A 22,387-nucleotide genomic window follows, 5' to 3' on the forward strand; every position below is an offset into this window, starting at 1 on the left:
ATCAAACTATGCGGAAGTCTGATGGACAAGCTTTTTTTGTTTTCTTCCTTCAAGAATCGCCACTACGAGGGCAATGAGTAAGAACAGGCTGGAAATCTGGAATAGTACACCCGTCTCGACATACTGAGCCAGCACGCCGAATACCAGGCCGCTCAACCCGATACCAAGATCGATGGAAGAGAAGAACATACCGTTCGCCACTCCACGCCTATGATCCGGCGTCATGGACAATGTCCAGGATTGAAGGGTTGGAATGAGTGAGCCGAATCCAATTCCGAAAAGAAGACCGGCTACGACGATCAGTAAATCGGAATGAGCGAAAGACAGTGCCCACATGCCGATAAACGTCACAACGATACAGAATAGCACAAGTCCCTTTGGTCCCCGTTCATCAAACCACTTTCCTGCAATCGGTCTTGAAAGGGACGCCATGATCGCATTACATAAGTAGAACAGGAAGATATGCTGTATTCCACGTTCTTCCCCGAAGATGACGATGAATGTTACGATCGATCCATATCCAAATGTGACCATGATTGTAATGAAAGCAGGGAACCAGCTGGATTTTTCGACTAAAGAACCAAGGTAGGAAAACTTCAAGTCTTCTTTCTTCGTTTCGATGACCACATTAGGCGTTTGATAATGAACGATCCCCAATAGGAAGATCGCGATGACACCCAGTACACTTGATGTGATGATCAGATTCGTGAAGGTCGTCACCTGGAATAAATAGATTCCGAGACTCGGAGCGATGATCATTCCGATCGTAATCGACAAACCGTAGTACCCCATCCCTTCTCCTAAACGGGATTTAGGCACTACATCGACGGCTGCCGTCCCATTAACCGTCGTCGACCAGCCCCATGCGAGTCCGTGTACAAAACGGAATAAAAGGAAGATGAACACCACACTCGACAATGGATAAATCACCGTAATTGCGAGTAACGAAATCACCCCTATCAAGACAAGGGGCTTCCTGTCCCTGTATTCCAACATAAATCCAATGAACGGCCGGCTTAACACAGCCCCGATTGAAAACAGCGTCGTCACCAGTCCAATCTCAAGCCCCGAAGCCCCAATCGACTTAATATAAGGAGGGAGCGTCGGAATCAACATCTGAAACGACATAAACACAAACAAATTCCCCACCATCAACATAATAAAAGACCTCGTCCATAAAGGATCCTTCACCTTCATAAAAAAACCTCCCTTCCCATCTATCAAACCCCACCAGCAGATGGGGATATTATTTCGGATTACTAAATAATAGCACATAAACCACAATTGCGATACGAAATAAAACAACGGAAATGTGTAAGTTTTTAACAGAATGCAAATAGTAACAACGAGACTACATTCATTATTATAGAGAAAATAATTCTTAACTGGTTTTTGGCTTATTCCGGGGATAGAGGGACAACCGACAGGAGAAAATTCATTTTATCCTGTCGGTTGTCCCTCTATCCCCGGCCTTTCAGCGTAAGCTGAAAGGCGAGTGAAACGAACGTTTCACTCGAATAAGCCAAAAAACTCCTTCACTATCATTAGGTGCAAAGTCTTAATCTTTCTTATTCACACAGCTATTTCCCATACTTTTATTGAAAACACAAAGAATTATACTATAATAACAACATGGCCAAACTTTCTGAATAATCTTATTTACTCGGCCACTCATACATATTTACTTTTTAATCCCTATAAAAATACAATCATGAATGGAGGTCATTCTTTGAATTATACGTTACGCCCATTAGGCGACCACGCCATCGTCATCCAATTAGGCAGCTCGATTCAGCAAGAAACCCACGATCTGGTGAAAGCGGTAACAAACATAATCGAAACCCACTCATTCGACTGGCTGGTAGAATATATCCCTGCCTTCACAACCGTCACACTCTATTACGATCCAATCAAAATCACCGAATCTCACAAACCCTTTCAAAACACGCTTCCATATAAGGTCGTCTGTTCTGAAATCGAACACATGCTTTCAACCCTGAAAACCGAAGAGAAAGAAGAAGCAAGAATCATCGACATCCCCGTATGCTACGGTGGAGAATTCGGGCCTGATCTTGAAGAAGTAGCCAACCATCATCAACTATCCACTGAAGAAGTCATCACGAAACATAGTAACGGTGACTATCTCGTATACATGATTGGCTTCGCACCCGGATTCCCTTACATCGGCGGCATGTCCCCGGATATCGCGACGCCTAGAAGAAAATCCCCACGCCTGAAAATACCGGCAGGCTCAGTTGGAATAGCAGGGGAACAAACAGGGGTATACCCCATCGAAACACCCGGTGGATGGCAGCTGATCGGCCGAACACCCATAAAACTGTTTCAACCTGATAATGCCGATTCACCAAGCTTACTGAAAGCCGGGGACCGAATCCGCTTCACACCGATTTCACTTGAAGAATATAAAGCATTGGAGGAGGAACAATGATTAATGTCATCAAACCCGGCCTCCTGACAACCATCCAGGATTTAGGAAGGTACGGATATCAAAAGTACGGTGTCCTCGTGAGCGGGAGCATGGATCCCCTCGCCCACAAAATCGCAAACCTTCTCGTCGGCAACGAAGTGGACGAGGCAACCCTTGAAATCACCCTCATGGGACCCGTCCTTGAATTTAAGGAAACCTCCCTTATCTCGATATGCGGGGGAGACCTTTCTCCGACCATTGACGGGAAGCCCGTTCCTTTAAGGAGATCCCTATTGATCAAAGCCGGGAGCATCCTGAAGTTTGGGGCATGTACGAATGGCTGCCGCAGTTACCTTGCGATTGCAGGAGGTTGTCATGTCGAGAAAGTAATGAACAGCAGGTCCACATATGTAAGAGCTGGAATTGGAGGGTTCAATGGTCGTCCCCTTCAAGCTGGAGATTCGTTGGAATCAGGGCCGATCAACAAAGAATCAGCCAATATGATCGACTATCTACTTCCCTATGTGGAGAAGAGTGACTTCACGGAAATCGACTGGTCGATTTCATCCGAATTCATTTCATCCTATCATCAGAAGAAAGTCATTCGGGTGATTCCTGGAACGGAGTACGATTTATTTTCCGAAGAGAGCCGCGAGCAGTTTTTCAAGCAGCCATTTAAAGTATCGTCCCAATCAGACCGGATGGGCTACCGCCTTGAAGGTCCGTCCCTCCATCTTGATGAGGAGTTCGATATGATTTCAGAAGCGGTGGTGTTTGGAACGATTCAGGTTCCGTCGAATGGTCAGCCGATCATTCTGTTGGCCGACCGGCAAACGACGGGGGGTTATCCTAGAATCGGGTACATTGCATCCGTGGATCTTCCCCTCATTGCTCAAACAAAGCCTGGAGAAAACATTACATTCACCATGATCTCCCATGAAAAGGCTCAGGAGCTATACATAGATCGCGAGCGACAATTAAACCATTTAAAGCAAGGAATCGCCTTGAAATTTAACTCTTAGTTCACAACAAAGGAGAGAACCCCTTGAAGAAAAAATCGAATTTCAGCCTATTACTGGGAGCAGCGTTCCTGATGGCGACCTCCGCCATCGGGCCGGGCTTCCTGACTCAAACAACCGTCTTTACGGAAAAGCTTGCCGCAAGCTTTGGTTTCGTCATTTTAATTTCCATCCTGATCGATATTGGCGCCCAGCTGAATATTTGGCGCATCATCGCCATTTCCGAAAAAAGGGCTCAGGATATCGCAAATGATGTCCTTCCCGGATTAGGGTATTTCCTCGCCATCCTCATCGTGGCAGGGGGCCTTGCCTTTAACATCGGAAATATCGCCGGAGCGGGGCTCGGTACGAATGTCCTCTTTGGCATCTCCCCAGAAATGGGAGCTTTATTCAGCGGAATTGTCGCTGTCGGGATCTTCCTGGTAAAGGAAGCCGGCAGATTAATGGACAAATTCGCTCAAATCCTGGGATTATTAATGATCATCCTTACGGTATATGTCATGTTCACAGCGAATCCACCTGTCGGCGAAGCCGTAACGAAAACATTCGCTCCCGACACCATCGATTTTCTCGCCATCATCACCCTGGTCGGCGGGACCGTCGGTGGATACATCACCTTCGCCGGGGGGCATCGATTATTGGAGGCTGGGATAACAGGGAAAAAAGCCCTTCCTGAAATCACCAAAAGCTCCGTATCAGCCATCGGGATCGCGTCCATCATGCGGATCTTTCTATTCCTTGCCGCGTTAGGGATTGTCGCTCAAGGCTTTACTTTAGACCCTAAGAATCCACCTGCGTCTGTATTCCAGCTGGCTGCCGGTGATATCGGGTACAAGATGTTTGGAATCGTCATGTGGTCTGCCGCTGTTTCATCCGTTGTCGGGGCAGCCTATACATCGGTATCCTTCATCCGTACATTCAGCCCGCTCCTTGAGAAATATCATAAGTGGCTGATCGTCGGTTTCATTACAATCTCAACCCTTGTTTTCGTGATTGTCGGTAAACCCGTTGCCATCTTGATCCTGGTCGGGTCCCTCAATGGATTGATCCTGCCGATCGCACTCGGTGTCATGCTGATTGCCGCACATAAAGCAAAAATCGTCGGTGACTACAAGCACCCGATCTGGATGACCGTATTCGGCGTGCTGATCGTCGTGGCCATGTCTTATATGGGTGTATACTCGTTGATTCAGGGCATCCCTCAATTGTTTAGTTAAGGGAAAAAGGAAAGACCTCAGATCCCTTTCTTGGGACCTGAGGTCTTTTTGTGTGTGCTGATTTATTTCTGAATGATATTCTTCACCCGGCCGACCTGCCCATCTGCTAATCGGACTTTGATGCCGTGTGGGTGATTCGGGGAATTCGTTAAAATATCTTTCACCATCCCCCGAGTCAGTTTATCTGTGCGCTGGTCTTTTTTCAGGACGATGTCCACTTCAAGACCCGGTTTGATATTGGAACGCTGTTGTCCGTTCATTGTATTCTCCATTTCTTAAGAAAATTTCTGGACTCGTCCAGGGCTAGTCTTCATCCTTCACATCGACATCCTCAGGAATCGGTTCACTTAAATATTCAGCAAGCTGCCGCTTCATTTTTTCCATTTGCTCGAGATGCTGATTGAATTGATCCCGGTATAGTAAATACTGTTCTCCATCGTGGACTGCCCGAATCTTCCTCTGTTGAACAAGGCTTTCAATATACGATTCGGGGAGGGACAGATATTCGGCTGTTTCTTTAATGGTGAGATACATAAACTTCTTCCTCACTTTTCTTGGCTTATACCAGTTCGAATGACTATTTTCTATCATACTTTACCTTAAAACTTTTTTCAAAACTTGCCACCATCATTCTTCCATACCAATATACCATTTTTGGTATGGAAGAATCATGCTATCAGCCATTTTCTTCATTGAAAATAGCGTGGAGGTGCAGCTTTCTTTCAGAATTGATGACCGCACGCTTCTTATAGTGCCAGTAATCAGGTTGAAATTGAAATAATCGTTCTATATTATCAGGCAATGTTCGGTGGTAACCGCTCCTATTTGTAAAATGCCGGGACAACCGCTTTTTAGAAGCAAGGGTAAACCCCCAATCCCCGAATGAAGGTATAATCGTGTGATACTGCTCTGTATAAAATCCCGCCCTCTCAAATGTCAACCCAATGCTCCAAAATACTGTGGGTGCTGCGTCCAGCGCATTGGATTGGCATACGATCAGCCCATCATCACTTAATGCATTGTATAGCTTCTCAAACAATTCGACAGTATATAACCCGGCAAGCAGCTCATTTGATGGGTCGGGAAAATCAATCACGATCAAATCATACACTTTCCGATTGCTCTTCACGAATATCTTAGCGTCTTTTATAAAGGTGTTCACCCTCTCATCATAAAAGGACCGGTCATTTAAAGCCATTAGGTCTTGATTATGTTTAGCAAGCTCCACCACCTTGGAGTCAATGTCTACAAGATCCACAGACTTGACCTCCTGATATTTGAGGATTTCCCTTAAAGCAAGCCCATCTCCCCCTCCTAACACCAATACCTTTTGGATACTTCCCTTTAAAGAGAAGGGAACATGGATGAATGCCTCATGATAAATGCGCTCATCCACTGAACTGAATTGCAATTGTCCATTTAAATACAACCTAACATCCTCTTTAGATACCATGTGAATATCCTGAAATTCACTTTGCCCTTGATAAAGATTGGTATGTTCACCTGCCAGGATCTCCTTTAAACCAACCCGGTCCCATTCATCACCGGAGGAACCCGATTCAGGATCATGATCTCGTTTAATTTTCTCCCCACACCTGATGGGGTTGATTTGACCAGCAAGCCAAGGCTCATCTTTTCTTTTCCTCACCATAGTTTCCTCCCTACCCAGAAAAATTCTCTGTCAAAATAGTCTATTACCCTTTCACTCTATACGTTCAATTAAACGCAAATCTGTGAATAATTAAGGAATTCACCCAGTTGCCTACTCGACACTCTCCAGTACATGACACCTGCCCTGTTGGGAAAACATCACCTTAGTGATACGGTGGATTTTTGAACACGAATGATAGATAGCCGGTCCAACTGGATGAGAGTGAACATAGTCTGATAGCAGATACATTTTTTGAGGAAGGAGGAGTAGTAATGGAGTATAGTTCATCTGGCACACATATCATCGCCGATCTATGGGGAGTGGAATTTACAAAATTAAATGATCCCGTCTTTTTAGAAGAACATTTGGTGCTGGCTGCTAAGAATATTGGAGCGACCATTCTTTCTTGTGACAAAAAATCCTTCGAACCCTACGGAGCCACCGTCTTCATCGTTTTATCCGAAAGTCACCTTTCCATACACACCTATCCCGAAAAAGGTTTCGCCGCCATAGATGGATATACATGCGGAGAATCCATTGATCCAATGGATGCGATCCTTTATTTAATTTCCGTTTTACATCCTCATAAACAGGAACTTGTCAAACTGACTAGAGGAAAAGGGAAATTAGAGGTAACGAAGATTCCATAAGGAAGGAGGAAAAAATGTGACAAATGCCAATACCGTTGTAACGCTTCTCGGGAGTGCAGGTGGTGTCGGAAAATCCATCCTATCCATTCTTAATAAATCCGCTAAGGATAAGAACGATCCCCTCCACTATATCATCCGAGAGGCCGTGATATATTTAATTGATTACAACCAAAAGGAAGAAGACTATTACTCTTCTCTATTCCCCAATCTATACGATCAATTCCGTATACTAAGCTTTGATCTACACGACATCCCCCTCTTCCGGAGTCATTTAAAGAATACCAAAACCACAATAGTACTGGATGTTTCATGGGCCGACACAGTAGAGATGCTTAATTGTTGCAATGAATTTGGTGTTCAATATGTGAACACCGCCTTAGAAAATAAAATGGTAGACGATCACGAGGAAGATTATGAAGGATTCCCGTTGATGGAACGTCTCCGCATTTTTGAAAAGAACAAGCCTGCCTATACTAACATGAAAGGGATTGTATGCTCTGGGATGAATCCCGGAGTTGTACAATGGATGGCCATTGAAAGGATGAAAGACTCAGAAGATCTTCCCCTTGCATGCTACATTGTGGAGCATGATACCTCTTTCTTTAAAGACCCGTCCTTTGCAAAAGATCAATGTGTCTATACCACTTGGTCCCCTGAATGCTTCCTGGATGAAGCCATCCTGAGCTATCCGATGATGATGAAAGAGAAGACACCTCTCTTTCTTTATGAGAATGTATATGATTTGGAATTCAAAGTGACCCTTGGCGAAGTAACATTTAACGGGTGCCTGATGCCTCATGAAGAAGTGTACACATTATGCAGAATGTTCAATATGGAAGGAGGTTTTCTATACAAGGTAAACGAACATACCACTTCGCTCATCCGTGATAATTTGGACGATGTCGACAAAATTTGGGAGTACCCTATGGAGACTCTCGATCCGAACGAACATGCTTTAACAGGAAAGGATTTAGTGGGAGTACTTCTCGTTTACAAGGACAAGGAACTATTTATGTATAATGAATTGAGCAATGACGAAATTTACGAAAACTATCAAACGAACGCTACCTATTTCCAAGTTGCATGCGGAATCTATGCGGCCTTTGCTTCCCTCCTCCTCGACCCCCTTCCAAACGGAGTGAAATATGTGGATGAGCTTTTGATAGAAACAAACAGCCGATACGGGGAGTATGTCCGTTACTATATGAAAGAATTCATCGTGGGGAAGAATCATACCACAGATGGATTATTATTAAATCGCATGAAAAAAATGTAGAGGCTCCCGGCCTCTACATTTTTTATTGTACCAACTCGATCTTCGCAACGGCTTCACAGTGCATCGTCTGTGGAAACATATCGACCGGCTGCACCTCGGTTGTTTTATACCCGCCGTCTTCCAATATCCTAAGGTCACGGGCAAGGGTTGCCGGGTTGCAGGATACATAGACGACGCGCTTCGGCTTCATGGCAAGGATTGTGTTCAGAAGTGCTTCATCACAGCCCTTTCGCGGTGGATCGACGACAAGGACATCCGCTTTGATCCCTTCCTTATACCAATCGGGGATGACGACTTCCGCAGGTCCCGCTTTAAATTCCACATTCTCCATACCATTTAACCCGGCATTTTGCTTCGCATCTTCAATCGCCTGTGGAACGATTTCCACCCCATATACCTTCTTCGCCTTTTGAGCGAGGAATAAAGAGATCGTCCCAATTCCGCAATACGCATCGATGACCGTTTCTTCTCCCTGCAAATCGGCATACTCCAACGCTTTATCATAAAGCACTTTCGTCTGCTCCGGGTTCACCTGATAGAAAGATCTTGCTGAGATCGCGAACTTCACATCACCGATATAATCGTGGATCACTTCTTCTCCCCAGAGGACGCGGGTTTTATCGCCCATGATCACGTTTGTTCGTTTAGGGTTCACGTTATGAACGACCGATTTCAAACCTTCTATATTTTCGATAAGTGCTTCGACTATCTCCTTCTTATGCGGAAGCTCAGGCGTCCGCGTGACCAGTACCACCATCACTTCACCCGTCGTATACGCCGTCCGGGTCATAATATGGCGGAGGGTTCCTTTATGATTCTTCTCATCATAGGGACGGACCTCCAACTTTTCACATATATCCTTCACATGCTGGATCACTTCATCATTTTTTTCATATTGAATGATGCATTTGTCCATGTCGATGATTTCATGGCTGCGCTTCTGATAGAACCCCGCTACAAACCGTCCGTCTTTCTCCCCTACAGGAACCTGGGCTTTGTTGCGGTAGCGCCATGGTTCTTCCATTCCGAGGACCGGGTGCACGCTTAGGTCATGAAGCTTTCCGATACGCTGCATGACGTCCCTTACGTTCTTCTCTTTTGCTTTCAGCTGTCCTTCATACGTCATATGCTGAATCTGGCAGCCTCCGCATTCCCTGTAAATCGGACATGGAGGTTCCTGACGAAAGGGACTTTCTTTCGTACGTTCTGCCATTCGGCCGAACCCGTAGCCTTTACTTGTTTTCACGACTTTGACCCGGCCTTCTTCCCCGGGCAGGGCATTGGGGACGAATAAAGGGTATCCGTCGACCTTGGTGACTCCATTTCCGTCATGTGTCAAATCTTCAAATACGGCTTCATCTATATAATCATTTTTTTGAACGGGTGCTTTTTTACTCACGTATATCTTCCTTTACGAATTCCTTTTTAAGACTCTACTGATTGTACCATAAATGGAGGATGAGAATGAAATGGATGGAGGTCCGTCCCTCTCTATGAAAAAAAAGCATCGGCGGTCCGATGCTTTTTACGCTCAGGATGAGGCGGGTTCTTCCCCGTCGGCGGCATGGATGGACTCGATTGCCTGTTTCAGATAAAGCTTGAAGGCTTCACCCTTTTCGACACGGGTCTCTTCGAGGGATTCTATCATGCACTTGAAATTATCGATGAGATGATCGGATTTCATGCCCCTGCTCACAAGCACCCTGTTCAGCCAGAAGGCATAATCGGAAAACACCTTCGATTCGCCTACATCGGCAGCAGACTCAAGATAATTGAAATGATGAATATTATCTTCATAGCATTTCTTCCGGCCGGCTTCACCGTACTTTTCATCCAATTCCGGATATCGATCGTATAGTTTCACAACGGCTTCATCTATGACATGTTTATACTTATTTTCCATCAGTATGCCACCACTTTATACCGGTCAATGGACGGGATGATGGATGCCAATTCCTGATCCGGGTATTTCTTTTCCAGATCATGAATCCGCTTATAGTCTTCACTCTGTACCCATTTCATGAAGTCGTCTTTCGTATCCCACTCCATATGGACGGTGATCTCTCCCGGCTTTTTCTCATTTTGCAGCAGGAGAAACCGTTGAAATCCTTTTGCTTCGTCTACCAGACCTGAACGGGAATGATAGATTGAAATGACTTCCTCTGCCTTCTCATCAGGCACTACAAATGTTGAATGTACGATATACATATAATTCACCCTTCTCAGTGGCACATGATCAGACATGCTTTTTATTCACTGTAACACAGTCAGGGAGTGCCGGGGTATACAAAATTTAACAGACTTTAAAAGAAGGAAACGCAATGTACATTTTCTTGTTAGGATGTAAAAACTTACCGCGTTTTATCCGATCTCCAAAGGGTACAATGGTATGTGCAACAATTCTAGAAAGAGAAGGTAGATAAATATGAACCCAGACTTCTTAGTAAATCTTATCCTTGTAGGGAATGTTTTTCTTGGAGTGTTATTCGCTCTCAAGTCAAGAAGGTGGTGGCTACCCTATATACTGATCGGACTCACCTTTTTAACCTTGACCTTTGGATTCGGGATATCCCTTTTGCTGAATAAAGAATCGATCCTTGCCTATTTATTTGTGTTCGTCGTCGGGCAATTGATATGGGTCTTTGCCTTTGTGATTGTCGCCCATCTATTGTCCTGGATCGTCCGGAAGGTTCCTTTCCGTCATAAACAGCAGATCGGATGGGGCTTTTTGATCGGATTCCCATTGACGTTTTCAGTTTTTTTGTTCGTTAACTAGATAATCATCATAAAAAAAAGGAATGCCGTAACCCCAACGGCATTCCTTTTTATCATTCTGCTTTATCTTCCGGCCGGATCTTATCAAGTGGGACGAAGACTTGCAGATGACGGTACAGGTTCTCGAATTCGGCTGGAAGGACCCCTCCAAGCTCGCCGTCCACATTCAGCTGCACCTTTTCTTTCGCCTTGATCTTGATCCGATTCGCTTGTGTGTAAATGACGTTCGGATCGTTCACATGCTCTCCACGTACTGCCAGGGATGCAATGCGGATAAATTCTGCCAGATTCGTCTTCTTCAGAATCAGGAGTGAAAATAAACCGTCATTGATCGAAGCATCTGGAGCCAGTTTCTCAAAGCCGCCGACCGAATTGGTCAATCCGATGAGGAAAAGCATCGCTTGTCCCTCAAACAGCTTTCCATCATATTCGATCGATACATCCGTCGGTTTAATGGAAGGAAGCATTTCAATGCCCTTCAGATAATAAGCAAGCTGCCCCATCATGGTTTTAAGCTTACTCGGTACTTCATAGGTCAATTCCGTGATTCTTCCCCCACCGGCGATATTGATGAAATAGCGGTCATTCATGCGTCCGATATCGACTGGGATCGTTTCACCCTTCGTAATCACATCAATGGCCGAGCTGATATCCTTTGGAATGTGCAGGGCGCGGGCGAAGTCATTCGTTGTCCCCATCGGAACAATCCCAAGTTTCGGCCGGTAGTCCTGTTCTGCTAATCCGTTGACGACTTCATTTAACGTACCGTCTCCACCTGCAGCGACGACGATATCATATTTGCGTTCAACAGCGATTCGTGCCGCTTCGGTCGCATCCCCTTCACAAATGGTGGCGTGAACAGATGTTTCATATCCGGCCTGCTCCAATTTGATTAATACTTCAGCGAGGTGTTTTTTAAAAAGCTCCCGCCCCGAAGTCGGATTGTATATAATTCTTGCTCGTTTCATACCCATCATCCTAATCTGTATTGATTCAAAAACTCGTCCATGTATATACCATCTTTTAACATCATATACCAATTTAATTTATTCATGCAAAATATGTTCAAAAGGCAGGATTTTTCAAATCGTCCACCGGTCAATATCATAACTCTTTTCATAGGAAAAATCTAATGAAATATGAAATTTCCCACGCCTGAAGGGGGCCGGTTCCATGATTGTCAGAAAGAATTCATAAATGGGGGACTCTCACTAGAAGTGAATCAATAAAAATAACCGTCCAGAATATCACCCTGATATTCTGGACGGTTATGGGAATAGATGTATGTTCCGTTTTTGCAAAAATCGGATGGATTCTTCCAGGGACTTCATATCAAAATGATAGACTTCACCAATGATGTCTTTCCACTTACCCAGATCCTTCATTTGATACTCTCGGATATTTCGGTAGGTCATGACCTTCAACGTCCGGTTTCGGAGGAAATAGCACTGATTCCCCTGGAAGCGGACGGCCGTGATTCTTCTCATGGTGATGTTGTCATCGGAATCCAGATAGGATGCCTGAATATCCGTCTCCAAATCTTCTTCTTCAAGCGGTATCCACTCGATGGTCTTTTTCACAAACGTCTTCCCGTTTGAACGCCGATCGACTTCGAACTCCCGGATGTCCTTCTGGGTAAAAATGATTTCTTCCCCAAAGCCGTGAAGAAGATGCTTCTGTCTCGCCTCAAGCTCGACAGGCTTCATGATGGGAGAACCATAACCGACATCAACATACAGCTTACGGTTATCAATCGAGATCATCAGTCCCAGGTGTCCCGGGTTCACTCTGACAAATTGACAATGGAAACCTAGTTTTTTTAACAGACTTCCGAAATTAATATTCAGCGTAAAGCATGTTCCTCCCCACCCTTTCAGATGGAGATTTTCTGCAAATGTCTCTAACGAAGGGACGAAGGATCCCCCCTGTGAGAAATAATAAAATTTACTGAACGTCTCATAGGGAATCCGTATTAAATGCTGCTGGATCAAGCGCTGTAAGTAGTTCAACGTAGGAGGCTCTATATCCATATTTAAATAGTTCACATATTTTTTTACTGCTTCCAAACCGATCACTCTTTCTACTTTTTCATCAGGCAGACTGTAAACTGGTGCTGAAGAGTAAACTCTTGGAGGGAATCGTGACGTCTGGATAAGAAGGTATGTAATGATTGCAGTAATCCTTCTTTCTCCGTATCCTCTAAATGAGAGAGCAAGGAAAGGGATCCTACGCGCTCGCACCAGGACTGTATGGTGAAATCGACCATATAGTAAAATGTATAAAAATCTTTGATCGTAAAGTCTGCTTGCTGCCATTCTAACAACCATTCCACGGGAAATCCATTCACTTGATTGCCCGCATCAGCTTTCTCTTCCGGGGTTTCACCGATATATTCATGTAAAAACGTCATCGTATCCTTCACGACTTCCTGATTCGGAAGGAAGCTTGAATCGCTGACAATGAACGTTCCTTTCTCCTTCAGTATCCGCTTCATTTCAAGTATCGCTTTCGGGCGATCGAATAAATGCCAGCTTCTATGACTCATTGTGATATCGTAATAGTGGTCTGGCAGATTCGTTGATTCTGCAGTGCCGGTCAGATAAGGGATCTCGAGGTATTGCCTGCTTTCCAATGCCTTGGCCGTTTTCCTCAGTTCAATGGAAGGTTCGACTCCGATCACTTCGGCTCCACGCTTATGAAGCTTTCTTGTCAAGGCTCCTGTACCTGAACCAATTTCAGCCACTTTCCTTCCTTCCCACACAATTCCCCTTACCTTCAACGTATCAAAAAATTGATGCGGAATATCATCACAAGACGCAGCATAACGGGAGGTCACATTACCAAAATTCACTTCCATTCACTCTCTTCCCCTATCATAATTGATTTTCACTCTGCTGAACGTTACGATTTCATGTCAACTCCATCACAGCCGCCTGCACAAAGAGCCTCCTACATACTACATTCTGTATGCCAAGGGGAAACTCCTGCCGAGGGACGGACCTCGCTTACCTTTATATCGTCATAATTTGTAATCCTTTAATTGATCGGTTACTTTAAGAAATTATCCTATTTCTACTCGCGGTAAACCTTATCGTAAATTATATTTCTATCATTTCAGCGGGGAATTTCATAAAGGAATAGAGGTCCGTCCCTAAAAAAAAACGGTCATCAGAGATGACCGTTTGCTGGGTGGTGTTCTTTAGTTGTTGGCTCCGGCTGCGATCCGCTTTACGTTTTGTTCGGCGGTTTTCGTGAGGTCCGGGGTGAATCCGTTTTTCATCCGCTTGTTTTCTTCGTTGAAGTAGTCTTGGACTTCCTGGTCGAATTCTATTTCAATTAGATCACGAATGTCTGTAATTCTGAGGGCGATCATAATGGATACAAGGTGAGCCACTGTTAAGGATTTCTTCTTGAAATTCACTAGCTCATTGATCGTAGCCACTCTTAATCCTGTTAAGCGGTGAAGATCGCCTTGAGTCAATCCTCGTTCGCGCAGGATTTCTCCCAATTTAATGTGAATTTTATGGGGAAATTTATTTAGCGCTTCTATAACAATTGTATTTGTCTTTTGGTGAATCATGATGCTTCAACTCCTCATCCTATATCATATTAACGTGAATACCCCCATTCGTGAACCGGCAATAAATACCATCCCAACGGGTACTTATGACCATTTCATTTCGAGCATCTACGAAGCATCATAAACCAAATGAAAGAAGACTCCCGGGACGTATCCCGGGAGTCTCCCCCATCTTAATCGTGTTACATCAATACATTTTGAACGAGGCTCGTCTTCAAGCTTTCGTAGACTTCCTGCCAGACCCCTCTATCCTTGATGTATTGAGAGGTCAAGCGCTGGATCATCTCTTTCTGCTTTTCCGGGAACAGTTCATGATCCCTCGGGGGAAGCTTCGCCCGCTCATCATCGACAATTTTTTTCACCATGGGAGCTCTCGGCCCCCACACCAGCTTCTCCTTTCCTTCCTTATCAATAAAAATGAAGATCGGAATGGCCCTCGACGTTCCATTGGTCAGATATTGATCCATCAGTTCAAGATTTTCGTCCCTCATAATCATGCGAACGTCCAGATTGGCCGCCTCCGCAACAGTAAGAAGGATCGGGATGTTCAGCATGGCGTCACCGCACCAATCCTCCGTAATGGCAATCACCCGTAAAGATTGCTCTCCCAGTTGATTCAACACCTCTACGTCTTCTCTCGGAATCTTAAAGCCCTTTCGGACGGCTTCTGTATTTTCTTTATGAACACTCATATTTTCTATGTATTCTTCCGGTGTCATTCCTTTATCAAACCATTGTTCCAAGTTCATTCTTTTTCCTCCTCCAGTGGTTCACACCTGTGAATCACTGTGTTCTTTTCTTGGAAATTCTCTCTCTAGCATAGGCATGTTTCTCGTAATCTACAAGTGAAAATCATATAGAATTCAATCAAAATTTCAATTGTACGATTATGCCTGTAGGAATATAATATAAGAAAAGCAACTTCGTGAACAGGTTCGAATGAACTGCCCCTGACGAAACTCTTCCATGAAAAAAGGAATAGCTGCGTTACGCTACTCCTAAACCTATATTCCAGAGGGAGGGGAAATAGGTAGGTATGGAAAGAGGCATCTCTTTCTCGCCTCTTTCCCTGACAGAAAAAAAAGCTGACTCAATTGTCAGTTTCATCCTCTCATTTTTTGGTTACATTAAATGGATATAGGACGACGCTTTCCATTGAACCATCTTATACATCCTGTGATTTCTCAATTATTTTTGTCACTTTATTGTAGTAGTAGTCCAGCTCGACTAGGCTATCTGCCTCCTTCAGCCTCTTTAAATAGTGGCTCGCTTTTTCATAATCTTCTGGTGGCAGTTCAACCTTGATTCTTTTTTTCTTCCACTTCGCCAACAGGTTTCACCTCATTATGATTTGGAGATCCTCCCTTAGAGGTCGGTTCGAGCTGATAATGAGATAGCTCTTGAATATAGGATGCTTTGGTCGCTGCTAAATTTTGTTCGATTTTTCGTGTGATGACGGAACTTCCCCCGATTCCTGATAATAAACTGATATAGATCACATACCAGATCGGGACTGTATCAACCACCGGTAACACGGACAGATACCCTGCCAGAACGCCTATGATAATATCCTTCGTTGAGCCAAAAAGATAATGTTTCTCACCCTGGTCATCAATAAATTTTCGCGGAAAAGTGAAATGACCGTTTTTGAAAACCAGAATATGTCCTAAGCCCCCAATACCACCCATCAACATTGGCAACAAGATCACTTCGAATAAGGACATTCTATCCACCCTCTGGAATCATTTACTATTATTATATATTATTTACAGAAAATTCAGAATAGATAATTGGACGCAATTTTGTCCACTAAAGGAGCGCCATTATGCGAAAAATTGTGATGAAAGTCTCGTCAATCGACAAACTTCGATTTCAAAACTATATGATGCAGCTAAAAAGGGCTGAATCGAAAGTAGAAGCCGATACGTATTACCGATTAGCCAAACAGATTCTGGAGAAGGCGAAAAGGAAGCAAATGTGATGATTCCTCACTGTACTTCCTTGTAAAAATACAAAAAAAGAAGAGCCATGACAGCCCTTCTCTCCTCGCTACCTGTTTAGTTGACGCCTACCGCACTATACGCAGCATTCACACTTGCCACTTCAGCACTTCCTGCACCATATAAATCCGTTGCTGACTGAACCGCCGCCGAACGCAGCTGGCTGTAGTTTGATGATGGTGTCAAGTATTGAGTCAGGGCACGATAATAGATCTTACCGGTCTTGGCCGTTCCGATTCCCGTCACCTTCACCCCATAGTGTGTACCACCTTGACTTAACAAGTAAGCCGCCTTATTTCCGATTCCGCTGTTGATATGAACTCCGCCGTTATCCTGCGTTCCTGTGTATCTTACTGAATAATGGTCGGGATCACCGTATTTCGCCGGATCAGACATGGAACGAAGAGCATCCCCACTCTTATTTGGTGTGTAAATATCTTCTCCGATCTCCCAATCCGGATTGTTATTTGCGTCATACTCTACCAATGTTCCAAAAATATCGGACATGGATTCATTGATGGCCCCTGATTCATTTTGATAGATGAGATCGGCTGTCGTATCCGTCACGGCATGTGTCAGCTCATGGGCAATGACATCAAGTCCTCCGGATAATGATACAAACGTTGATCCATCTCCATCACCGTATACCATCTGCTGACCATTCCAAAATGCGTTATTATAGTTTCTACCGTAATGGACAGTCGATTTCAAGGCTGCTCCATTTCCGTCATAGCTATTTCGGTTATGAGTATTCTTGTAATAATCATACGTCGTTCCTGCATAATAATGTGCATCTACTGCAGCTGCGTCGTAACTTGCGTTGAATAGATTATCGCTGTCTGCCCACAGTGAGCCGGGAAGACGGGTACGGTTTGATCCATCATAAGTGAAGATACCATTCCCTCTCGTGCGATCTTGTAAGTAATAAGTAGATGAAGAAAGGTACGTATTCAGTGATTTGGTATCACCCAACACTCCTTTACCGGAGCCGACCGTGTCCGTTCCTCCGGTTGCACCTCCACCGCCGCCTGGCTTACCGGCTCCTTTACCTGCTTCATGAATTTCATTCACCTTGGCAAGGATATCGCCTGTGACAGCATCCACGAAATAATTCCAGTTCCCAGGCTCTGGTGCCAGAAAATTATAGTTTACGAGATAGGCATAATGTGCTTCTCCATCTTTCACATAAATCACTGATTCGGATTTAGGGGCGTATTCGTAATCAGGCTGGCTGCCCACTGCCTTAACCAGATCCTTTTCAGCTGATGAAACGGCTTCTTTTTTAGATAGTTTCTTCGTTTGTTTCAGGTTTTGTTTCTCATCCAGGTTCGCTGCAGGTATTCCCGATAACGCTGTGAGAACTCCTTCTTTATTTACGTGAGCAGTCAGAACAGATCCATAAACCGGAGTTCCCTTATACACCTGCTGGATGCGAAGGTATGTAAATCCTAAATCATCTTTCTGCTTTTCTACTACTTTGAATGATAATTTTGAATCACCTTTAAACTTGAACGTCTTTTGTTTGTCTGTTAAATAATCAAATACTACAGTTTCCGGAGCCTTTGAAGATGCCTTTGTTAATTGACCCGAAATAAATTGCGGAGTCCCCATCTGTGAATTGAAATTCACTTTCTCACTGACACTTGAAGCCCCAAACGCTTCTTGTGTCAATACCGGACTCATCATTAATCCTGCTGTTAATCCTAATGCAACGACTTTTTTCTTCAATTACAACACCCCTTTGAAAGAATTTTCAAACTATTTAAAACATTAGATATACTATAATACAAGCCTCCAACATGACGAACGAGCCAAAAGACCTAACATTCACATTTTCCAACCCCGGGTTAAATGGCCTATGCATAACGGGCAAAAATCACTTAGATCAGGAAAATTTGAACAAAAAGAGGGACGGACCTTGAACTATTTCAAGGTCCGTCCCTCTTCTCCCTCTTCCCCATAGAAAAGCCCCCTGAAAACCAAATGTTTTCGGGGGGCTTCATGAAAAATATTAACGTTTTTGAATTTCTTGAAGTAATAATTTGTTTACAAGCGGCGGGTTGGCCTGGCCTTTTGTCGCTTTCATGATTTGACCGACAAGGAAGCCGATGGCGCGGTCTTTCCCGTTCTTGTAATCTTCGATGGATTGCGGATTCGCATCCAGCGTTTCCGTGACGATCTTGAGTAGTGCACCTTCATCAGAAATTTGAACAAGGCCTTTGTCTTTGACGATCTGCTCAGGATCTCCACCGTTTTCCACTAATTCCTTGAACACTTTCTTCGCGATCTTAGAAGAAATCGTTCCTTTTTCAATCAACTCGATCATGCCTGCGAGTCCTTGAGGAGTCAGCTTAACATCTTCCAGTTCCTTCTGCTGGGCATTCAGGTACGCTGACACCTCACCCATCAGCCAGTTGGAAGCAAGCTTCGCATCTGCACCCGCTTCAACGGTATCTTGGAAGAAATCAGACATTTCCTTCGTCAATGTCAAAACCATGGCATCATACGCAGGTAAGCCCATCTCTTCTACATAGCGCTTTTTACGCTCATCCGGAAGCTCGGGGATCTCTGCACGGATGCGGTCCATCCACTCTTGATCGATGTGGAGGTTCAGTAAATCCGGTTCAGGGAAGTAACGGTAATCATCCGATCCTTCCTTCACGCGCATAAGGATCGTTTTACCCGTCGATTCATCGAAACGGAGGGTTTCCTGCTGGATCATCCCACCTGATAATAGCACCTTTTCCTGACGGACGATTTCGTATTCCAATCCTTTTTTAACAAAGTTAAAAGAGTTCAGGTTTTTAAGCTCGGCTTTCGTTCCGAACTTCTCCTGACCGATTGGGCGGAGGGAAATATTGGCGTCACAACGAAGGGATCCTTCTTCCATCTTACAGTCTGAAACCCCTGTATATTGAATGATCGATTTCAGCTTCTCAAGGTACGCATACGCTTCTTCAGGAGTACGGATATCCGGCTCGGATACGATCTCGATCAGAGGTGTTCCTTGACGGTTATAGTCGACAAGGGAATAGCCGTCACCTGAGTGAGTCAGTTTCCCTGCATCTTCTTCCAGATGAAGACGAGTGATCCCGATGCGTTTCTTCTCACCGTTCACTTCAATCTCGATCCAGCCATTCTCACCGATTGGCTTATCAAATTGAGAAATCTGGTACGCTTTCGGATTATCAGGATAGAAATAGTTTTTACGGTCAAACTTTGTATCCGTGGCGATTTCACAGTTCAATGCGATCGCAGCTTTCATACCGAACTCAATGGCACGTTTGTTAACGACCGGAAGAACACCAGGGTATCCAAGGTCGATCACGTTCGTATTTGTATTCGGCTCCGCTCCGAAATGGTTCGGTGCAGGAGAAAACATCTTACTGTCCGTTTTTAATTCTACGTGGACTTCTAGTCCGATTACTGGTTCAAAGTTCATTGATTTCACCCCTTACAGTTGTGGTCTTTTTGTATGGAAATCTGTAGCCTGCTCGAATGCATGAGCTACGCGATAAATCGTGCTTTCGTCAAAATGCTTCCCGATGATTTGCAGTCCAAGGGGCAGTCCTGTTGAAGAGAATCCACAAGGAACCGAGATTCCCGGCACGCCTGCAAGGTTTACTGGAATCGTTAAAATATCGTTCGCATACATCGTTAATGGATCATCGATCTTTTCACCGATTTTGAAAGCAGGAGTCGGTGTTGTCGGTCCAATAATAACATCGTATTTCGCAAATACATCTTCAAAGTCTTTCTTGATCAGCGTACGGGCCTGCTGTGCTTTTTTGTAATAAGCATCGTAGTAACCTGAGCTTAATGCAAACGTTCCAAGCATGATACGACGCTTCACTTCGTCCCCGAAGCCTTCTGCACGTGTCTTCTTGTAAAGATCAAGAAGGTTCTCTGCGTTCGGCGTACGGTAGCCGTAACGAACACCATCGAAGCGTGCAAGATTGGCAGATGCTTCAGAAGATGCTAATAAGTAGTACGTTGACACACCGAATTTAGAATGAGGAAGGGAAACCTCTTCCCACGTCGCGCCCATGCCTTCCAACACTTTCAGTGAAGCAAGAACAGATTGACGGGCTTCTTCCCCGACACCTTCACCTAAATATTCTTTCGGCACAGCGATTTTCAAGCCTTTCACATCACCAGTAAGAGCTTCTGCATAATTCGGAACCTCCACATTAGCTGAAGTCGAGTCATTCGGATCGAGTCCTGCGATGGCTTGCAGCAAGTACGCGTTATCCTCAACGTTACGAGTGATTGGTCCGATTTGGTCTAGAGATGAAGCAAACGCTACTAGACCGAAACGGGATACACGTCCGTAAGTCGGTTTTAATCCGACCGTACCCGTGAATGCTGCCGGCTGGCGAATCGATCCACCTGTATCTGAACCAAGTGAAAAAGGAACTTCCCCAGCTGCAACAGAAGCTGCCGATCCACCTGAAGATCCACCTGGGACCGTTTCAAGATTCCATGGGTTGCTTGTCTTTTGGAAACCGGAGTTCTCAGTAGACGAACCCATCGCAAACTCATCCATATTCAATTTACCGATCGTAATCGTATCGGCACTATGTAATTTATTGATGACGGTCGCATCATAAATCGGATTGAAGTTTTCAAGGATTTTACTTGCACAGGTTGTGCGAAGACCCTTTGTAACGATATTATCTTTGATCCCGATCGGCATTCCGAAAAGAAGGCCTTTACTTTCATCCGTACCAAGCTTGGAATCCATTTCCTTCGCTTTGCTGCGGGCATTCTCTTCATCCAATGTTAAAAATGCCTTCACTTTATCTTCCACGGCATCGATTCGTTTGTACGACTCGTCTACCAGGTCTGTGACAGAAACTTCTTTCTTATGTAAAAGCTCATGAAGCTCTGATAATTTATGGTCAAATAATGACATGAGGTCCCCTCCTTAGTCCAAGATCGATGGAACGCGAACTTGTCCATCTTGTTTGTCTGGTGCATTCTTCAATACCTCTTCACGCGGCAGTCCTTCAACAGGCTTATCTTCACGCATCACGTTCTTCATATCCAGTACATGACTCGTTGCTTCCACATTTGAAGTATCCAATTCATTCAGCTGCTCGGCAAACCCGATAATCGCATCCAGCTGAGTCGTAAACTTCTTCGCTTCATCCTCTGTGATGGCTAGTCGTGCAAGGTGTGCAACATGCTTTACCTGCTCTTCAGAAATTCTAGACATCTTCTTCACCTCCGTATATGTTCGAACACTCACAATACTATTGATAATACCAAAATTCGCTTCATTAAAGCAACTATGATAAGAGAGAACCATTGTTAGGGCATGGCTGATTCTTGTCCATACCTCCGTCTATTCTAACATGAAATGAGGGGTGGGTGTGATTTTGTGAGGAAGACTGGTTTAGACTGTATGCCCATGTATAAATGATAGGGAAAGATTGTCTTTTTTAGCTGGGGAGTGGTTCTTTCCGGTGATTCATGGCCGATTTGGCGTGGATTCTGTGGTTGAGATCTCCCATCGCGGGGATCATACGGATTTGAGGGGATTCATGCCTGATTTAGGTTTTCTGAGCGAGGTTTATGCTAATTTTATGGAAGAAAAGACTGTCAATAAGAGGGGGGCATGGGAATGGATTGCGTCATTTTGGCCGGTGATCGCGTCATTTTCCGAATAATTGCGTCGTTTTTCTATTTATTTCGTCATTATCCTTATAATTGCGTCGTTTTTCTTTTAATTACTCCAATTTCCATATTATGGACACTTAGTATGACCGCCATTGTAGCCGAAGGAAGC

General features: G+C 44.4%; 25 protein-coding genes. 7 read left to right on the forward strand and 18 right to left on the reverse strand.

The window, feature by feature from the left end:
* Window positions 1-6: 6 nt before the first annotated feature.
* The gene (locus tag ATG71_RS02415) at window positions 7-1,197 is read right to left on the reverse strand and encodes an MFS transporter (RefSeq protein ID WP_098438353.1); all 1,191 of its coding nucleotides are present in this window, start codon (window positions 1,195-1,197) and stop codon (window positions 7-9) included.
* Window positions 1,198-1,729: 532 nt separating this feature from the next.
* On the opposite strand from ATG71_RS02415, the gene pxpB reads away from it, so the two are divergent.
* From pxpB to ATG71_RS02430, 3 genes are all read left to right on the forward strand, one after another.
* On the forward strand, window positions 1,730-2,449 hold the full coding sequence (pxpB, locus tag ATG71_RS02420; protein WP_286162892.1) for a 5-oxoprolinase subunit PxpB: 720 nt from the start codon (window positions 1,730-1,732) through the stop codon (window positions 2,447-2,449).
* Window positions 2,446-3,450: a 5-oxoprolinase subunit C family protein gene (locus tag ATG71_RS02425; protein WP_098438355.1), complete on the forward strand. Its 1,005-nt coding sequence runs from the start codon at window positions 2,446-2,448 to the stop codon at window positions 3,448-3,450. The genes pxpB and ATG71_RS02425 overlap by 4 nt, the downstream gene beginning before the upstream one ends.
* A gap of 71 nt (window positions 3,451-3,521) precedes the next feature.
* Complete coding sequence (locus ATG71_RS02430) at window positions 3,522-4,664, forward strand: NRAMP family divalent metal transporter (RefSeq protein ID WP_406688065.1); 1,143 nt, start codon at window positions 3,522-3,524, stop codon at window positions 4,662-4,664.
* A 62-nt stretch (window positions 4,665-4,726) separates the two neighbouring features.
* On the opposite strand, the gene ATG71_RS02435 is transcribed toward ATG71_RS02430, so the two are convergent.
* The 3 genes from ATG71_RS02435 to ATG71_RS02445 form a co-directional block, all read right to left on the reverse strand.
* Window positions 4,727-4,924: a YwbE family protein gene (locus ATG71_RS02435; RefSeq protein WP_098438357.1), complete on the reverse strand. Its 198-nt coding sequence runs from the start codon at window positions 4,922-4,924 to the stop codon at window positions 4,727-4,729.
* A 43-nt stretch (window positions 4,925-4,967) separates the two neighbouring features.
* Complete coding sequence (locus ATG71_RS02440; RefSeq protein ID WP_098438358.1) at window positions 4,968-5,198, reverse strand: excisionase family DNA-binding protein; 231 nt, start codon at window positions 5,196-5,198, stop codon at window positions 4,968-4,970.
* A 142-nt stretch (window positions 5,199-5,340) separates the two neighbouring features.
* Entirely contained in the window at window positions 5,341-6,315 is a 975-nt protein-coding gene (locus ATG71_RS02445) for a spermine/spermidine synthase domain-containing protein (protein ID WP_098438359.1), read from the reverse strand.
* A 272-nt stretch (window positions 6,316-6,587) separates the two neighbouring features.
* Between ATG71_RS02445 and speD the strand changes: the two genes are divergently transcribed.
* On the forward strand, window positions 6,588-6,965 hold the full coding sequence (gene speD / locus ATG71_RS02450; protein WP_098438360.1) for an adenosylmethionine decarboxylase: 378 nt from the start codon (window positions 6,588-6,590) through the stop codon (window positions 6,963-6,965).
* Between the two features lie 16 nt (window positions 6,966-6,981).
* The gene (locus ATG71_RS02455) at window positions 6,982-8,241 is read left to right on the forward strand and encodes an S-adenosylmethionine decarboxylase related protein (RefSeq protein ID WP_098438361.1); all 1,260 of its coding nucleotides are present in this window, start codon (window positions 6,982-6,984) and stop codon (window positions 8,239-8,241) included.
* 22 nt (window positions 8,242-8,263) lie between these two features.
* On the opposite strand, the gene rlmD is transcribed toward ATG71_RS02455, so the two are convergent.
* The 3 genes from rlmD to ATG71_RS02470 all read right to left on the reverse strand — a co-directional run bounded on the left by rlmD (window position 8,264) and on the right by ATG71_RS02470 (window position 10,449).
* Window positions 8,264-9,640 (reverse strand): 23S rRNA (uracil(1939)-C(5))-methyltransferase RlmD, encoded by a 1,377-nt coding sequence (gene rlmD / locus ATG71_RS02460; protein ID WP_098438362.1) that lies wholly within the window; start codon window positions 9,638-9,640, stop codon window positions 8,264-8,266.
* A gap of 132 nt (window positions 9,641-9,772) precedes the next feature.
* Window positions 9,773-10,144, reverse strand: coding sequence for a hypothetical protein (locus ATG71_RS02465; protein WP_098438363.1), 372 nt, complete (start codon window positions 10,142-10,144; stop codon window positions 9,773-9,775).
* Window positions 10,144-10,449, reverse strand: a complete 306-nt coding sequence (locus tag ATG71_RS02470; RefSeq protein ID WP_098438364.1) for an antibiotic biosynthesis monooxygenase family protein — start codon at window positions 10,447-10,449, stop codon at window positions 10,144-10,146. Before ATG71_RS02470 ends, ATG71_RS02465 begins: the two co-directional genes overlap by 1 nt.
* Before the next feature lie 217 nt (window positions 10,450-10,666).
* Between ATG71_RS02470 and ATG71_RS02475 the strand changes: the two genes are divergently transcribed.
* The gene (locus tag ATG71_RS02475) at window positions 10,667-11,017 is read left to right on the forward strand and encodes a hypothetical protein (RefSeq protein WP_060671575.1); all 351 of its coding nucleotides are present in this window, start codon (window positions 10,667-10,669) and stop codon (window positions 11,015-11,017) included.
* A 52-nt stretch (window positions 11,018-11,069) separates the two neighbouring features.
* Here ATG71_RS02475 and ATG71_RS02480 read toward each other — a convergent pair whose 3' ends face one another.
* The 7 genes from ATG71_RS02480 to ATG71_RS02505 all read right to left on the reverse strand — a co-directional run bounded on the left by ATG71_RS02480 (window position 11,070) and on the right by ATG71_RS02505 (window position 16,320).
* Window positions 11,070-11,984, reverse strand: coding sequence for a diacylglycerol kinase (locus tag ATG71_RS02480; protein WP_098438365.1), 915 nt, complete (start codon window positions 11,982-11,984; stop codon window positions 11,070-11,072).
* A 300-nt stretch (window positions 11,985-12,284) separates the two neighbouring features.
* Entirely contained in the window at window positions 12,285-13,082 is a 798-nt protein-coding gene (locus ATG71_RS02485) for an arylamine N-acetyltransferase (RefSeq protein ID WP_286162893.1), read from the reverse strand.
* A gap of 14 nt (window positions 13,083-13,096) precedes the next feature.
* Window positions 13,097-13,873, reverse strand: coding sequence for a class I SAM-dependent methyltransferase (locus tag ATG71_RS02490; protein ID WP_098438366.1), 777 nt, complete (start codon window positions 13,871-13,873; stop codon window positions 13,097-13,099).
* Between the two features lie 342 nt (window positions 13,874-14,215).
* A complete protein-coding gene (locus ATG71_RS02495) occupies window positions 14,216-14,596 on the reverse strand; it encodes a helix-turn-helix domain-containing protein (protein ID WP_060671577.1) in 381 nt (126 codons plus the stop codon).
* 182 nt (window positions 14,597-14,778) lie between these two features.
* On the reverse strand, window positions 14,779-15,345 hold the full coding sequence (locus tag ATG71_RS02500) for a thioredoxin family protein (RefSeq protein WP_098438367.1): 567 nt from the start codon (window positions 15,343-15,345) through the stop codon (window positions 14,779-14,781).
* 416 nt (window positions 15,346-15,761) lie between these two features.
* Window positions 15,762-15,926 carry a hypothetical protein gene (locus tag ATG71_RS23250; RefSeq protein ID WP_179886435.1) on the reverse strand — a complete coding sequence of 55 codons (165 nt, stop codon included), beginning with the start codon at window positions 15,924-15,926 and terminating at the stop codon, window positions 15,762-15,764.
* Window positions 15,892-16,320 (reverse strand): DUF4257 domain-containing protein, encoded by a 429-nt coding sequence (locus ATG71_RS02505; RefSeq protein ID WP_098438368.1) that lies wholly within the window; start codon window positions 16,318-16,320, stop codon window positions 15,892-15,894. The genes ATG71_RS23250 and ATG71_RS02505 overlap by 35 nt, the downstream gene beginning before the upstream one ends.
* Before the next feature lie 101 nt (window positions 16,321-16,421).
* Here ATG71_RS02505 and ATG71_RS23255 point away from each other — a divergent pair, with 101 nt between their 5' ends.
* The gene (locus ATG71_RS23255; RefSeq protein ID WP_156030059.1) at window positions 16,422-16,577 is read left to right on the forward strand and encodes a hypothetical protein; all 156 of its coding nucleotides are present in this window, start codon (window positions 16,422-16,424) and stop codon (window positions 16,575-16,577) included.
* 76 nt (window positions 16,578-16,653) lie between these two features.
* On the opposite strand, the gene ATG71_RS02510 is transcribed toward ATG71_RS23255, so the two are convergent.
* From ATG71_RS02510 to gatC, 4 genes are all read right to left on the reverse strand, one after another.
* The gene (locus tag ATG71_RS02510; protein WP_098441703.1) at window positions 16,654-18,282 is read right to left on the reverse strand and encodes a M4 family metallopeptidase; all 1,629 of its coding nucleotides are present in this window, start codon (window positions 18,280-18,282) and stop codon (window positions 16,654-16,656) included.
* Window positions 18,283-18,607: 325 nt separating this feature from the next.
* Complete coding sequence (gatB, locus tag ATG71_RS02515; RefSeq protein WP_098438369.1) at window positions 18,608-20,038, reverse strand: Asp-tRNA(Asn)/Glu-tRNA(Gln) amidotransferase subunit GatB; 1,431 nt, start codon at window positions 20,036-20,038, stop codon at window positions 18,608-18,610.
* A 12-nt stretch (window positions 20,039-20,050) separates the two neighbouring features.
* On the reverse strand, window positions 20,051-21,511 hold the full coding sequence (gene gatA, locus ATG71_RS02520; protein WP_098438370.1) for an Asp-tRNA(Asn)/Glu-tRNA(Gln) amidotransferase subunit GatA: 1,461 nt from the start codon (window positions 21,509-21,511) through the stop codon (window positions 20,051-20,053).
* A 12-nt stretch (window positions 21,512-21,523) separates the two neighbouring features.
* Window positions 21,524-21,814, reverse strand: a complete 291-nt coding sequence (gene gatC, locus ATG71_RS02525) for an Asp-tRNA(Asn)/Glu-tRNA(Gln) amidotransferase subunit GatC (RefSeq protein WP_034760864.1) — start codon at window positions 21,812-21,814, stop codon at window positions 21,524-21,526.
* Between the last annotated feature and the right edge of the window lie 573 nt (window positions 21,815-22,387).

It is taken from the genome of Bacillus sp. es.034 (genome assembly GCF_002563655.1).
In the GTDB taxonomy this organism is placed as follows: Bacteria; Bacillota; Bacilli; order Bacillales; family Bacillaceae_B; genus Rossellomorea.

What these genes read in the sequence shown, in the direction of transcription:
- ATG71_RS02415 (WP_098438353.1), bottom strand. Translation starts at nt 1,197, where the DNA reads ATGAAGGTGAAGGATCCTTTATGGACGAGGTCTTTTATTATGTTGATG.
- ATG71_RS02440 (WP_098438358.1), bottom strand. Translation starts at nt 5,198, where the DNA reads ATGTATCTCACCATTAAAGAAACAGCCGAATATCTGTCCCTCCCCGAA.
- ATG71_RS02425 (WP_098438355.1), top strand. Translation starts at nt 2,446, where the DNA reads ATGATTAATGTCATCAAACCCGGCCTCCTGACAACCATCCAGGATTTA.
- speD (WP_098438360.1), top strand. Translation starts at nt 6,588, where the DNA reads ATGGAGTATAGTTCATCTGGCACACATATCATCGCCGATCTATGGGGA.
- ATG71_RS02480 (WP_098438365.1), bottom strand. Translation starts at nt 11,984, where the DNA reads ATGAAACGAGCAAGAATTATATACAATCCGACTTCGGGGCGGGAGCTT.
- ATG71_RS02470 (WP_098438364.1), bottom strand. Translation starts at nt 10,449, where the DNA reads ATGTATATCGTACATTCAACATTTGTAGTGCCTGATGAGAAGGCAGAG.
- gatC (WP_034760864.1), bottom strand. Translation starts at nt 21,814, where the DNA reads ATGTCTAGAATTTCTGAAGAGCAGGTAAAGCATGTTGCACACCTTGCA.
- ATG71_RS02445 (WP_098438359.1), bottom strand. Translation starts at nt 6,315, where the DNA reads ATGGTGAGGAAAAGAAAAGATGAGCCTTGGCTTGCTGGTCAAATCAAC.
- ATG71_RS02490 (WP_098438366.1), bottom strand. Translation starts at nt 13,873, where the DNA reads ATGGAAGTGAATTTTGGTAATGTGACCTCCCGTTATGCTGCGTCTTGT.
- gatA (WP_098438370.1), bottom strand. Translation starts at nt 21,511, where the DNA reads ATGTCATTATTTGACCATAAATTATCAGAGCTTCATGAGCTTTTACAT.
- ATG71_RS02465 (WP_098438363.1), bottom strand. Translation starts at nt 10,144, where the DNA reads ATGGAAAATAAGTATAAACATGTCATAGATGAAGCCGTTGTGAAACTA.
- ATG71_RS02435 (WP_098438357.1), bottom strand. Translation starts at nt 4,924, where the DNA reads ATGAACGGACAACAGCGTTCCAATATCAAACCGGGTCTTGAAGTGGAC.
- ATG71_RS02510 (WP_098441703.1), bottom strand. Translation starts at nt 18,282, where the DNA reads ATGATGAGTCCGGTATTGACACAAGAAGCGTTTGGGGCTTCAAGTGTC.
- ATG71_RS02495 (WP_060671577.1), bottom strand. Translation starts at nt 14,596, where the DNA reads ATGATTCACCAAAAGACAAATACAATTGTTATAGAAGCGCTAAATAAA.
- gatB (WP_098438369.1), bottom strand. Translation starts at nt 20,038, where the DNA reads ATGAACTTTGAACCAGTAATCGGACTAGAAGTCCACGTAGAATTAAAA.
- ATG71_RS02500 (WP_098438367.1), bottom strand. Translation starts at nt 15,345, where the DNA reads ATGAACTTGGAACAATGGTTTGATAAAGGAATGACACCGGAAGAATAC.
- ATG71_RS02505 (WP_098438368.1), bottom strand. Translation starts at nt 16,320, where the DNA reads ATGTCCTTATTCGAAGTGATCTTGTTGCCAATGTTGATGGGTGGTATT.
- ATG71_RS23255 (WP_156030059.1), top strand. Translation starts at nt 16,422, where the DNA reads ATGCGAAAAATTGTGATGAAAGTCTCGTCAATCGACAAACTTCGATTT.
- ATG71_RS02475 (WP_060671575.1), top strand. Translation starts at nt 10,667, where the DNA reads ATGAACCCAGACTTCTTAGTAAATCTTATCCTTGTAGGGAATGTTTTT.
- ATG71_RS02430 (WP_406688065.1), top strand. Translation starts at nt 3,522, where the DNA reads ATGGCGACCTCCGCCATCGGGCCGGGCTTCCTGACTCAAACAACCGTC.